This is a genomic window from Corallococcus sp. CA053C, from assembly GCF_003611675.1.
Taxonomy (GTDB): domain Bacteria; phylum Myxococcota; class Myxococcia; order Myxococcales; family Myxococcaceae; genus Corallococcus.
Map to the genome: position 1 here is coordinate 1 of NZ_RAWA01000291.1, position 12,650 is coordinate 12,650.

Annotated in this window: 11 protein-coding genes and 1 pseudogene; 5 read left to right on the forward strand and 7 right to left on the reverse strand. The window is 71.1% G+C overall.

All coding sequences use genetic code 11. From position 1 onward, the window contains the following. On the reverse strand, positions 1 to 713 hold a 713-nt coding region (locus D7V97_RS30070; protein ID WP_120614083.1), incomplete at its 3' end, for an NAD-dependent epimerase/dehydratase family protein. A 102-nt stretch (positions 714 to 815) separates the two neighbouring features. Between D7V97_RS30070 and mutL the strand changes: the two genes are divergently transcribed. Both mutL and D7V97_RS30080 read left to right on the forward strand, forming a co-directional pair. Then, positions 816 to 2,702, forward strand: coding sequence for a DNA mismatch repair endonuclease MutL (mutL, locus tag D7V97_RS30075; protein ID WP_120614073.1), 1,887 nt, complete (start codon positions 816 to 818; stop codon positions 2,700 to 2,702). A 126-nt stretch (positions 2,703 to 2,828) separates the two neighbouring features. Continuing rightward, positions 2,829 to 3,788 carry a DUF6624 domain-containing protein gene (locus D7V97_RS30080; RefSeq protein WP_233583315.1) on the forward strand — a complete coding sequence of 320 codons (960 nt, stop codon included), beginning with the start codon at positions 2,829 to 2,831 and terminating at the stop codon, positions 3,786 to 3,788. A gap of 13 nt (positions 3,789 to 3,801) precedes the next feature. Here the strand turns inward: D7V97_RS30080 and D7V97_RS30085 are convergent, their stop codons facing one another. Next, positions 3,802 to 4,221, reverse strand: coding sequence for a YciI family protein (locus D7V97_RS30085; RefSeq protein ID WP_120614075.1), 420 nt, complete (start codon positions 4,219 to 4,221; stop codon positions 3,802 to 3,804). A gap of 138 nt (positions 4,222 to 4,359) precedes the next feature. On the opposite strand from D7V97_RS30085, the gene D7V97_RS30090 reads away from it, so the two are divergent. From D7V97_RS30090 to D7V97_RS30100, 3 genes are all read left to right on the forward strand, one after another. After that, complete coding sequence (locus D7V97_RS30090) at positions 4,360 to 5,109, forward strand: hypothetical protein (RefSeq protein WP_233583316.1); 750 nt, start codon at positions 4,360 to 4,362, stop codon at positions 5,107 to 5,109. Positions 5,110 to 5,285: 176 nt separating this feature from the next. Next, the gene (locus tag D7V97_RS30095; protein ID WP_120614077.1) at positions 5,286 to 6,269 is read left to right on the forward strand and encodes a tol-pal system YbgF family protein; all 984 of its coding nucleotides are present in this window, start codon (positions 5,286 to 5,288) and stop codon (positions 6,267 to 6,269) included. 112 nt (positions 6,270 to 6,381) lie between these two features. After that, positions 6,382 to 6,906, forward strand: coding sequence for a hypothetical protein (locus D7V97_RS30100; protein WP_120614078.1), 525 nt, complete (start codon positions 6,382 to 6,384; stop codon positions 6,904 to 6,906). Positions 6,907 to 6,909: 3 nt separating this feature from the next. Here D7V97_RS30100 and D7V97_RS30105 read toward each other — a convergent pair whose 3' ends face one another. The 5 genes and pseudogenes from D7V97_RS30105 to D7V97_RS30125 form a co-directional block, all read right to left on the reverse strand. Then, positions 6,910 to 8,547, reverse strand: a complete 1,638-nt coding sequence (locus D7V97_RS30105) for a carboxypeptidase regulatory-like domain-containing protein (RefSeq protein WP_233583317.1) — start codon at positions 8,545 to 8,547, stop codon at positions 6,910 to 6,912. Continuing rightward, the gene (locus D7V97_RS30110; protein WP_120614080.1) at positions 8,544 to 9,128 is read right to left on the reverse strand and encodes a hypothetical protein; all 585 of its coding nucleotides are present in this window, start codon (positions 9,126 to 9,128) and stop codon (positions 8,544 to 8,546) included. The genes D7V97_RS30105 and D7V97_RS30110 overlap by 4 nt, the downstream gene beginning before the upstream one ends. Positions 9,129 to 9,143: 15 nt before the next feature. Beyond that, positions 9,144 to 11,042: a sigma 54-interacting transcriptional regulator gene (locus D7V97_RS30115; RefSeq protein WP_120614081.1), complete on the reverse strand. Its 1,899-nt coding sequence runs from the start codon at positions 11,040 to 11,042 to the stop codon at positions 9,144 to 9,146. A gap of 19 nt (positions 11,043 to 11,061) precedes the next feature. Beyond that, positions 11,062 to 12,054, reverse strand: a complete 993-nt coding sequence (locus D7V97_RS30120) for a tetratricopeptide repeat protein (RefSeq protein ID WP_120614082.1) — start codon at positions 12,052 to 12,054, stop codon at positions 11,062 to 11,064. Further along, positions 12,051 to 12,650 (reverse strand): annotated as a pseudogene (locus D7V97_RS30125) (serine/threonine protein kinase); the annotation flags it as partial. The gene D7V97_RS30120 and the pseudogene D7V97_RS30125, both read right to left, overlap by 4 nt.

Genomic DNA, 12,650 nt, shown 5'->3' on the forward strand with positions numbered 1-12,650 from the left:
ATGTTGAACTCCCCCGCCGTGTCCGCCCGCAGGGCCAGGTGCAGCGCCCGGCCCGCGTCCTCCTCGTGCACCGCCTGCCAGAGCGGGTCGAACCCCAGCAGCGTGGGCACCACGGCCCGGGACAGCAGGCGCGTGGCGGGATTGTCCAGGCTCCGACCGAGCAGGGGCGCGAACCGGAGCACCAGCGTGCGCGTGGCGGGATGCCGCTCGCGGAAGGCCCGCACCTGGCCTTCCACCTCCACCTTGTCGTTCACGAACCGGCTGTGCGGACAGCCGAACAGGGGCGAGCCCTCCCTCAGCAGCGCCGGGTTGTTGCCCCGGGCCCCGTAGGCCGCGGTGAGCGACGGCACCACCAGGCGCGGCAACTTCGCGCGGCCCACCGCCGTCAGCACGTTCATCGTACCGATGACCTCCAGCTCGTGCGCCAGGGGGCCGTTGAGGATGGGTCCGAAAAGGAACGCCAGGTGGAAGAGCGCGTCCACGGGGCGCTCCGTGAGCGCGTCGGTCAGGTCGCCTTCCGCGTCGTAGCGGGTGAGGTCCACCCGGTGGAACTCCACCTTCTTCGCGCCCTGGGGCTCCTTCGTGTCGAGCACGAGGATGCTCTCCACCGCCGGGTCTTCTTCCAGTCTCGGCAGGAGCAGCTTGCCGTAGTCGCCATTGGCGCCTGTCACCGCGATGCGCATCGGGCCCTTGCCTGCTCGGATCACTTCCATTCGCAAGGGCGGGTGTTAGCCCAGCCGTCCAGGAATGTCAGCCGAGCGTGCCGGTGATGTTCTGGACAACGTCATCCAGCTGGCGGAGGGTCGACGGTCGCCATGTCCCGAATCGCGCGCCTGAGCGACGTGCTCATCAACAAGATCGCCGCTGGCGAGGTGGTGGAACGCCCCGCCTCCGTGGTGAAGGAGCTGTGCGAGAACTCGCTCGACGCTGGCGCGCGCACCGTGCGCGTGGAGCTGGAGGGCGGCGGCGTGGGCCGCATCACCGTGTCCGACGACGGCCACGGCATGAACCGCGACGACGCCACGCTCTGCCTGGAGCGCCACGCGACCAGCAAGCTGCGCGAGCTGGACGACCTGTTCCACATCGACTCCATGGGGTTCCGTGGCGAGGCCATCCCCGCCATCGCCTCCGTGTCCCGCTTCACGCTGCACACCGCGGAGCCCGAAGCGCACGTGGGCACGAAGGTCACGGTGGAGGGTGGAGGCCCGCCCGTGGTGGAGGACGCGCCGCCCCGCGTGGGCACCGTCATCACCGTGGAGGACCTGTTCTTCAACGTGCCCGCGCGCCGCAAGTTCATGCGCCAGGGCGCCACCGAGCTCAAGCACTGCGAGGAGTCCGTGGTGCGCCTCGCGCTCGCGCACCCGGAGGTCGCCTTCTTCGCCACGCATGAAGGCCACGAGCTCTTCGCCAGCCCCGCCAGCGAACACGACCCGCGCGAGCGCATCGCCGCGGCGCTGGGCCCCGCGTCCTTCGCGCACCTGTTCCCGGTGGAGGAGCGGCGGCTGGGCGTGAGCGTGACGGGCTACCTCGCGTCGCCGGAGTACACGTTCCCCAACGCGCGCGGGCTCTACACCTTCGTCAACCGCCGCTACATCCGCGACCGCGGCCTCATCAGCACCGTGCAGCGCGCGTTCCAGGACTTCCTGCCCGCGGGCCGTCAGCCGGTGGTGGTGCTGCACATCGACGTGGAGCCACGCGCGGTGGACGTCAACGTGCACCCCCAGAAGCAGGAGGTCCGCTTCGCCGACGCCCGGGGCGTGCAGGACGCGCTGAGCGCCGCCCTCACGCGCGTGCTGCGCGCCGCCCCGTGGCTGGGCACGCCAGAACAGCAGGCCGCCAACCCTCCGCCCCGCGACGCCGCGCACTACGCGCACGCGGTGGAGCGCTTCCTCACCCGCGCCCAGGAGGCTACCTGGGGCGCGCCGCTGCCCACGGCGATGGATGCCCCGGGCGGTTCCGCGCCGCCCCGTCCGCAAGGCGCTCCCTACGGAGGCGGGCAGGGTGGGGCGCCTCCGGGTTACGGCGGTGGGTTCCCCGGTCCGTTCCAGGGGCCCGCGATGCCGGGGCGCTCGCCCGCGTTCGGTGAGGCGCAGCCGCAGCTCAACGAAGCGCCACCTCCGGGCTACTTCGCCGCGCTGCGACCCATGGGGCTCCTGGGCAGTCGCTTCCACGTCTGTGAAGGCCCCGGTGGCACGCTGGTGGTGCTGGATCCGCACGCCGCGCTGGAGCGTGCGCGCCTCACCGCGTACCTGCGCCGGCTGGATGACGGAGCGAAGGCGCCGCCGCCGTCGCTGTTCGGCACCACGGTGGACCTGTCATTGGCCGCGGTGAAGTCGCTGGTGGACGGCCGCGAGGCGCTGCTCATGTTGGGCGTGGACGTGGAGCCGTTCGGCGGCACCGCGCTCGCGCTCAAGGCGGTGCCCGCGGGACTGGAGGGTGTGGATGCGCGCGCGCTCCTGGAGGCCCTGTCGCGCGCGCTGCCACCGCGCAGCGCTCCGCTGGATGTGACGAGCCTCGCGGAGGCCGTGCGCGTGATGGCGTGTCACGCCGCGCGCCGTGCCTCCGCGTCGCCGCTCACGGATGCTCAGCTCCGTGCGCTGCTTGGCGAGCTGGACCGCGCGGACTTCACCCCTCCGTGCACGCACGGCACGGTGGTGGTGCTGGAGATGCCGCTGCTGGAGCTGGAGCGGCGCGCGCGCTGACGACGCGGCAACGCCGTGCGTTGAATCCGCTCGCGTGCGTCAATCGCTGTCGCGTTCAGGCGGGGTTGGCTACCCTCCGGCGGACCTTTCTCCCGTCCTCCCAAAGGGGTCTCCATGTACCGCCTCATGGCCTTGCTCGTAGGCTTGAACCTCGCGGCCTGTGCGCACTCCACCGCGCCTTCCACGCCCCCCGCGGCCACCGCGCCCCAGCTGTCCGCCGCCGAGCGCTCCGCCCTCGTCACGCAGGCCGAACAGCGCATCGCCGCCAACGCGCCGGCGGAGGCGCTCCCGTTCTACCGCCAGCTCTGGGACGCGGGCGAGCGCAACCCCGGGATGCTCTACAACGCGGCCTGCGCGGCCTCTCTCGCCGGGCAGAAGCCGGAGGCACTCCAGTGGCTGGAGCGCGCCGCGGATGCGGGGCTGGACGACGCCGAGCACCTGACCCAGGACACGGACCTCGTTGGCCTGCGGGACGAGCCCGCGTTCGCGCAGGTGCTGGCGAAGGTCCAGGCCACCGACGCGAAGAAGAACGTGGCGACGGATCCCACCCTGCGGGACGAGGTGCTCAAGCGGATGGCGGTGGACCAGGCGGTCCGCAAAGCGCTCTTCGTGGACGGCCCGAAGCCGGGTCCGGAGAAGATCGAGCGGCTGAACGAGGTGGACCGGGACAACACCGCGTGGCTCAAGGGCGTGATCGCGAAACATGGCTGGCCGGGGCGCACGCTGGTGGGCGAGCGGGCCTCGAAGGGCGTGTGGCTGATGGTCCAGCACGCGGACCTGGATCGGGCCTTCCAGAGGGAGTGCCTGACGCTGCTGGAGAATGCGCTCGCCGCCGGCGAGGTCCCGAAGAAGGACGTCGCGTACCTCACCGACCGGGTGCTCGTGGGCGAGGGCAAGCCGCAGCGCTATGGCACCCAGTTCACCGACAAGGACGGGGTGATGGTTCCCCAGCCCATCGAGGACGCCGCGCAGGTGGATGCACGGCGCGCCTCCATGGGGCTCGGCACGCTGGAGGAGTACGCGGCGCAGATGCAGCGCACGTTCTCGCGCCCCGCCTCCGCGACACCCCTCCCCGTGAAGCAGTAGGCACTGGCAGCGCTCAGGCCTTCGCGGCGATCTGCGCGCGCAACTGCTGCTCCTTCTCCATCAGCTCGCCCGTGGGGTCGCTGGGCGCGAAGTCCTCCGGGGCGGCCACCTGGCGGATCTCGATCTCCCCGTCCACGAAGGGGACGCGCCGCGCCCAGGCGATGGCCTCGTCCTTCGACTTCACCTCGAGGATCCAGAAGCCGGCGATCAGCTCCTTCGTCTCCGCGAAGGGGCCATCCACCACGGTGGACTGCTTCGCGGAGAAGCGCACCCGCGTTCCCTTGGAGCTCGGGTGGAGCCCCTCGCCCGCGAGCAGGATGCCGGCCTTCACCAGCTCCTCGTTGAACTTCCCCATCGCCGCCAGCTCCTCGTGGGTCGGGAGCACGCCGGCTTCGCTGTCCTTGTTGGCCTTCACGATCATCATGAAACGCATGGGGGTCACTCCCGTGTGGTGGGCCGGAACCAGGCCCTGGGTTCAACAGCGCGACGAACGGCGCGGCGGAAGATCGACACACGCCGGATTCCCTCCCAGAAAATTGACGCCGGAGGGCTCGGGGCTACGGTGGCACACATGCCTGTAGCACCCAACGGGATGCTCCGCCGTCTGCCCCTGCTTCTTGCCCTGTGCGCCACCCCCGCCCTTGCCCAGGACGACGAGGGGAGCGCGGAAGCCGCCCCCAGCTCGCTGGACGGCGTGGGCCGCATCACCGTGGGAGCCGGCTACCGGCTGACCTCCAACGCCACGCTCTACGACTCCTGGTACGGCGCGAAGGGCCCCGGCGCGGGCCTGGAGCGCGCGCCGGAGTCCTCCGGGGCCCCCGTGGGCGCGTTGACGTTCGCGTACGCGGTGACGGACCTGGTGGAGCTGGGCATCGACCTGTTCGGCACGACCCAGAACCTGCGCCTGACGGAAGCCGTGGGCGACGGCACCACCGTGTCGCGCAAGGTCACCACGCTCGCGTATGGCGCGCTCGTGGGCCTGCGCTTCCAGGGCGTGCTCGACATCGGACCGCAGGGGCTGGTGCCCTTCGCGGGCGTGCTCACCGGGCCCGCCGTCATCTCGTCCAAGCGCGAGGGCTCCGGCCTCCAGGAGAACGTGGGCCAGGCGTGGGTGGGGGCGCTCGGCGCCACCCTGCGGCTGTCGTCGAAGTGGGGAATCACCGCCGAGTACCGCCTGATGTTCCTGCGCGGCCCGGTGGAGTCGCCCAACACGACCACCGCGCCCGGACCGTTCAGCTTCAGCAGCGGCGGCAGCTGGTTCTCGCTGGGCGTGACTTATACGTTCCCACCGGATCCTTCGCGGCCCCTGCCGACGTTCTAGCGAGCCCTGGGGCTCGCGGATCAGGGCAGGCAGGCACGCAGGCATCCAGGCGGTCGGGGAATGACGCGCACGCAGGGCTCTGTTGGGGAGCGGAAAAAGAACCCGCCCCTCATCCAGGAGAGTCCCCTAGCATGCGTGAGTCGGCCGAAGTCATTTCCGGTCCCAGGAAGATGTCCATGCCCCCCTCTGAACAGCCGAAGACCGATCTCGAGAAGGAGCTCTCAGAGCTCCGCCGGGAAGTCATCGAATCGCGAAACCTCGTCATCAAGACGGACAACCTGCTCAAGAACCTCCATGCGGAGGTGAAGGCGGTGGGCAAGCGTCACGAGGACTTCCAGAAGCGGCAGTGGATCTCCTCGGCGGTGGCCTACGCGCTGTTCGTGATCCTGGCGGTCGGTGGCGCGGTGCTCGTCAGCGGCGCGCGCAGCTCCAGCTCCACCAACGAGCGCGAGCGGCTGGAGAAGCAGGTGGCGGACCTCAGCGGCCAGCTGGAGAAGCAGCGCGGGGACACCACCGCGCACCTGACGGCGCAGCGCGCCGCGGGTGAGGTCTACAAGATGATGACCACGCTGCCGGGCGACGAGCGCCTCAAGGGCATCGACGCGCTGATGAAGCTGGACACGCAGCGGCTGTCCTCGCTGGAGCGCCAGGCCCTCAACGACCGCGCCGCCAACCTGCGCCGCGAGACGGGCGACGCCGCCTTCGAGCGCGGGAAGATCGCCTTCCGCCGCAACGACATGGCCGCGGTGGTGGAGGACCTGGGCCGCTTCCTCGCCATGAACCCGGCGGAGGCGGACGCGCTGGACGCGTCGTTCTTCCTGGGCACGGCGTACAACCAGCTGCGCCAGCACGACAAGGCGGTGCCGCTGCTGGCCCGCTTCGTGGAAGGCGACAAGAAGTCCAAGACGCGCGACTACGCCATGCTGCTGCTCGCCCAGTCGTACCAGGAGACGGGCCAGTTCGATAAGGCGGCGGACACGGTGCGCGACGCGCTGGCCACGTACCCGGCCACCCAGTACCTGTCTCAGTTCCGCGGCCGCCTGTCGTCCGCGAAGCGCGCCGCCTCCGGTGGTGATGCCGCCGCGGTGCCTGCGGGTGCCCCGGGCGTCGCGCCCCAGGCCGCGCCCGCCGTGCAGACGGCCGCGCCCGCCGGTCAGTAGCGCTGGCCGGTGCGTGAGCGTCTCCTGAGCTTCTCCTGAGCTTCTGGGGGGTTGTCCCCCGGACGCCGCGGATGACGGAGTGATTGCCACCCGGGGTCCAGGGTCGTAAGACCTGGACCCCGTGTCCGCTCCTCCCGACCCCCGGAAAGACCCCCGCTTCCGCCGCTTCCGTGGCGCCGCGTATGGGGTCCACATCACGCTGTCCACGCTGTTCTCGCTGTGGATGATCTGGAACGTGGGGCACTCGGTGGCGGCGATGACGCCCGGGCGACCTCCGGCCGTGACTCCGCCACTCACCGTTCGCGAGTGTCTGGACGCCGCGGACGGCCACTGGAAGGACCTGGAGGCGGAGCGCGAGAAGCTCGTGCACGTCCTGCCCGCGCGCAAGGTCGACCAGGAGTGGATGCGCTACCGCAGCGAGTGGCTGACGCGCCTGCGCAAGTCGGAGTCCGAGTGCGCGCTCGACTCGCGCGACCCGGCCCGCGTGGAGCTGCGCGCGGTGTACCGGCAGCTCGCCAAGGTGCAGGACCTCTACACCATCCACGCGGTGCAGTACGCGGGCGAGGTGGGCGGCGCGGTGGACGCGCTGCACGCCGCCTTCGACAGCGCGCGCCGCGACGCGGGACGACTGCCCTAAGCCTCAGCGCGTGGGCAGCACGGTGGAGTAGCGCCCCGTGCTGTCGGACACCGTCTGCGCGAGCAGCAGCGACGTGGGCCTGCCCGCCACCGTCACCACGCGGAAGAAGCGCACGGACGCGTTCGCCGCGATGCCGTCCGGCGCCAGCGCTGGATCCGGGGGCAGGGTGATGCGCCCGCTCAACGAGCGCCCCCGGGACAGCGTGAAGGGCTGAAGCCCCAGCTTCTGCTCCTGCTGGGTCCGGGGCTGGACGGTGACGAAGCGGCTGACGCGCGGCAGGTTCTCCCCAGGCAGGAAGTCCAGCCGGTACTCGCCCGGGTCCAGGGCCAGCGTGAAGCCGCCCAGGGCGTCGGTGGTGGACGGCGCCTCGAAGCCCATGGGGGACTGGGGCCAGCCCGCGAGCGCGCCCACCGGCTCCACCACGAGGCGCACGCCCGACGCCGGGTTCATGGCGTCCGGCTGTCGCACGGTGCCCGTCACCACCATGCGCAGCGGGCACGTCACGTCCGGCAGCGTGCTGTCCTGCGCGGGCACCGTCACCGGCTGGAGCGTCAGGCGCGCCCGTGACGCGGGGGGCGGGACGATGACCAGCGTGAGAGGGGAGTCGGAGGCGCCGGGCAGGGAGGTGAGCTGGTAGCGGCCCTGCGCGTCCGTCAGCACGGGCAGGCCCTCGAAGGTGCCGCCGCCGCCCACGCGCCCCTGGAGGGAGACCCGCGCGCCGACGATGGGCAGGCCATATTCGCCCTCCAGCACCCGGCCCGCCACGCGCACCGGCGCGCCCGCGTCGCCCAGCTCCAGCGGCCCGGTGGCGCCTTCGGAGGGCGCCACCACGAACGTCTTGCTCGGCACCAGGTCCCCGGCGCTCAGCGGCGACGCGCGCAGCAGCACCGTGGGGCGCTCCGCTTCCTCGGCGCTGAGCACGACCTGGAACGCGCCCGTGCCCCTCACGACGCGCACGCGCTGGGACAGGGGCCGCAGCGATTCATCCAGCGCCTGGACCTCCATCTCCGCGTCCACCCGCTGCGTGCCCTGCCGCACCAGCGTCCCCGTGAGCGTCACGAGCCGCGACGGGGTGGGCACTTCGAACGCCACCGCGCCGCCGGTGCCCGGCTCCACCGTGGCGGCGCGCGCCAGCGGTGGCAGGCCCGGATCCAGGGGCGTGAGCGTCACCGTGTAGTCGCCCGTGCCCACGGGCAGCACCCACGCGCCGTCGTCCGGGACGAGCGTTGCATCGTAGCGGCGCGCGACGCCCGGGATGAGCCGGCTCTCTCCGGTGGCGAGCAGGTGGATGGGCCCGCGATAGGCGGCGGGCGCCGTGCCTCCGTCGACGGCAGGCACCGTGCCCCGCGACACCCGGCCCCTCAGGCGCACGGGGCTGAACAGCTCCAGGTTCTGCTCCGCGCGCAGCCGGTCCACCGGGAAGTCCTGCGCGTGCAGGCCCGCCTTGGGGTGGGCCTGCACCTCCACGACGATGTCGTCGCCGGGGTTGCCGCAGCCGTCCACGAAGCACACCTGGCCGGAGATGCACTCCGCGTCGGAGCGGCACACGAGCTGATCCGGCGGCGGATCATCCTCCAGGAAGGCACACCCCGCGCCCGGCACCCAGAGCGACAGGGCGAGGAGCCGGAGCGCGCGCCTCACTGACAGTCCCCCGGCACCGTGTTCACCACCCACGAGTACGAGGTGACGAAGCCCGGGTTCTTCACCAGGCCGCCGTCCGGGAGGAACACCTCCTCGGGCGGATCCGGCTGTCGCTGGGTGAGGTGCCGGTCCGTCACCAGCGCCTCCACCAGGTGGATGCCCGGCGTGCCCAGCGGGTTGTTGGCCGAGCGCAGGTCCATGTGCAGCGTGCCCCGGTCGTCGCGCCGGGGCTGGCCGGTGTTGGCGAGGACGATCTGCCGGTAGTAGCCCTCGGGGTTGGACGGGTTGTAGTCCACGTACCACTCCACCGTGAGCCGGTCGTCCACGTCCGGATCCTCCACCACCACGCTGAAGTCCTGGGTGCAGCTGCCCACGCCGAAGGCGCGCAGGATGCGCTCGAAGGGCTCCACCTGCTCCTCCACGATGCGCGGCGGCCGGTTCTTGAACTCCGGCACGCCCTCCAGCAGCGCTTCGTCCTGGGGGATGAGGCAGCCTGCGCCCGCCGCGAGCGAAGCGAGGCCCAGGCCGGCCACCAGCCGCTGGAGGATGCCTCGGGGCTGTCGCGTCGCATGGGGAAGCATGGCGTGGCGGGGAGCCTACAGCAGTTCTTCGTTCTCCTCGGGGGGCAGGGGACGGCCGGTCTTCTCCGCCTCCAGCTTCTCCAGGTGGCGGAAGATGGTGCGCGGATCCACGCCCAGGTCCTTGGCCGTCTTGGTGCGGTTGCCGTTGTTCCGGGCCAGCACCTCGTTGATGTAGCGCTTCTGGAACTCCTCCTTGGCCTGGATGAGCGGCATGATGGGCTCCAGGTTCTCCGGCTTGAGGTCCAGGTCGTCCGGGCCCAACAGCGGCTTGTCCGCCAGCACCACCGCCTTCTTGAGGCGGTTCTCCAGCTCGCGGATGTTGCCCGGCCAGCCGTACTTCTTCATCGACACGGCGGCGGCGGGCGTGAAGCCGCGCGCCTTGGAGTTGAACTCGCGCGCGTACTTCTTGATGAACACCTGGCTCAGCAACACGATGTCCTCACCGCGCTCGCGCAGGGGCGGCAGCTTCACGGTGACGACGTTGAGCCGGTAGTAGAGGTCCTCGCGGAACGCGTTGCGCTTGACCTCCTCCTCCAGGATCTTGTTCGTCGCGGCCACCACGCGGATGTCCACCGGCTCGCCGCGGTTCTCACCGACCTTGTAGACGACCTTCTCCTGGAGCGCGCGCAGGAGCTTCACCTGGAGCTGGAGCGGCATCTCGCCGATCTCGTCCAGGAAGAGGGTGCCGCCGATGGCCGCCTGGAACTTGCCGGCCTTCGTCGCCACCGCGCCCGTGAAGGCGCCCTTGGCGTGGCCGAACAGCTCGCTCTCCAGGAGGTTCTCCGGGATGGCGCCGCAGTTCACCGTGATGAAGGGGCCCTTGGTGCGCGGCGAGCGGCGGTGGATCTCCCGCGCGATGAGCTCCTTGCCGGTGCCCGTCTCGCCGGTGATGAGCACGGAGATGTCCGTGGGGGCGATCTTGTCGATGCGCTTGTACACGTCCCGCATGCCGGGGCACGCGCCCACGATGTCGCCGTAGCGCTGGTCCTCCAGCTTGCGCCGCAGCTCCGTGTTGTCGAGCTTGAGGTCGTTGACCAGCATCGCGTTCTGCAGCAGCAGGGACGCCTGCGCCGCGAACACGGTGAGCATGTCCAGGCTCTTGGGTTCGAAGCGGTTCACCAGCCGGTCGTTGCCCACGTAGAGCACGCCGAACAGGTCGCCCTTGTGCATCACGGGCACGCACATGACGGAGTGGACCTTGAGGTTGACCACCGACTCGCTGGCCTTGAACTCCGGGGTGTCCAGCGCGTCCGCGACGATGATGGCCTTCTGGTCCTTCACCACCTTGGCGATGATGGAGTCGGACAGCTTCTCCACCGCGTCCTCGATGTTCTCCCGCGCCACGTTGCGCGCCGCCTTCATGCGCGGCTCGCCGCTGTCCATCAGGATGAGGAAGCCCTTGTCGGCGCGCGTTACCTCGATGGCCTCGTCCAGCAGGCTCTCCAGGATGCGGTCCACGTCGTAGCTGCCGAAGAGCCGCTCGCTGAACGCGGTGAGCCGCTTGAGCAGCACCAGCTCCCGGCCCGCGACCCCGGGCAGCTCCGACGTGTGCGAATCGGAGGACCCGGCGACGGGGGACGCGAAGGACGCATCGCGCTCGGGGAGCTCGCGGCGCACGGGCTCGCGGGGGGCGTCCTCGCGGGAGAAGGTCAGCTCGGTGCCGCCCACCTTGACGACGTCGCCGGTGGAGAGCGCGTGGTTGTCGCGCCGCTTGCCGTTGACGTGGAAGGTGGCGCCCAGGCTGCCCACCTCGTAGCGGGTGCCGTCGAAGGTGACGTGCAGGGCGCTGGGCGGGACGTTGGTGTCCTCCAGGGGCACGTCGTTGTCGGGTCCCCGGCCCAGGCTGGTGATGCGCTTGAGCAGGGAGACCGTGCGGACCTTTCCATCGGGGGTGCGGACGGTGAGGCTGGCCATGAGCGGAGCGATTCCGGGGCTAGAACGAGAGGGAGAGACCGGCGCCCAGGCCACCCTTGGTGGAGTAGAGCCGCAGGCGCGGGGGAGGGGTGCTGGAGACGGCGGGAGGCGTCGGTTCCGGGCGGGACTCCACGGTGGTGCTGCTCACCACCTGGTCCTCGTGGTGGTAGACGGCGTCCACCACGCCCAGCGTGTACACGGTGTAGAAGCCGGTGGCGGACGCGAGCTTGAGCAGCTGCCACGTGTCCGCCTGCCGGGCGCGGTCGGTGGGGATGAAGCGCACCGGGATGGACGCGCGGCCGTCCTCGTCCAGGACGTTGTCCAGGTTGACGAAGCGCTCCTCGAAGAGCGAGTCGTACGCGAAGAAGGCGATGATGCTGGTGACGGCGAGCGCGCCCTCCGTGGCCGCGAAGACGATGCCCATGCTGTTGCGGCCCTGCTGGAACTGGCCCGCGCCGAACGGGACGAAGTTGACCAGGAAGTTGCGCTTCTCCACGGTGCGCACCGTCACCTGACGGGCCAGCTCCTCCGCGCGGCGGCGCTGGGTCTCCAGGGCGACGCGCTCCTGTTCACGGCGTTCGGCCTCCGTCTTCTCGCGCTCCAGCCGCAGGCGCTGCTCCTGGCGGAGGAAGTCGCGCTCGCCGGCCATCTGGTTCTTCAGGTCGTCGAAGAAGGCGACGGCCGGGGGCGGGACGACGAAGGGGTCCAGGCTGAAGTCGGGATCCAACCGGAGCACGGCGCGCAGGTGGCGCTCGGCTTCGTCGGTGCGGTTGAGGTTGAAGGCGGACAGGCCCGCGAGCTTGTGCAGCTCCACGAGGTCCTCTTCGGGCAGGTCGCCGCGGTCGATGCGCTGGCCGGCGCGCTCCAGCACCTCGGCGTACTTGCCGTATTCGAAGCCGGAGCGCAGGGCGGCGACCTCCGGATCCGCGCTGGGCACCGGCTGCGCGCGCACGGAGGCGGGGCCCAGCAGGGCCAGCACCAGCGACACGAGGAGCAGCGGGCCTCGGCTCATTCGGGGCGCAGGCTTCCGCGAAGGGTGGTGGGCTTGCCCGGCTCCAGCAGGACGACGCGCTTCTCCGTCTTGTACCCGGGTGAGGAGATCTCCACCTCCACGCGGTGCTGGAAGCTGGCGGGACCCCGGGGCGAGCGGATGTCGAAGGGCTGCTGGAGGCTGTCGTGCGCGGTGCGCTCCACGTCGCCGATGCGCACGGTGGCGTCCGGCGGCTGGTAGTCGAACGCGAGCTGCGAGGGCTTCAAGAGGGCGCGCAGGCGGAAGACGTTCTCGCCCTCGGACTTCACGTCGATGGTCTCCGTCGCGTCCTCGCAGTAGCCGCACGAGACGGTGATGGTGTGCGGGCCCGGGGTCACGTGCACGTCGTGCTGAGCGAGCTGCTGCGCGCTGGCCGGGCCGCCGTCCACGCGGATGGAGCCGTAGGGGCGCACGAGGATGGACACGGGGAGCCGGCCGCTGCGCGCGCTCTTGGACGCGTCGTCTGGAGGTTCGACGCTGGCGACGACCAGGGGGCGCTGAGCGGGGCGCTCGCCCGTGGGAGTGCGCGGGGTGGATTCGGGAGGCGCGATGGGGTCGCGTCCGGGTGGAGTGGGGAC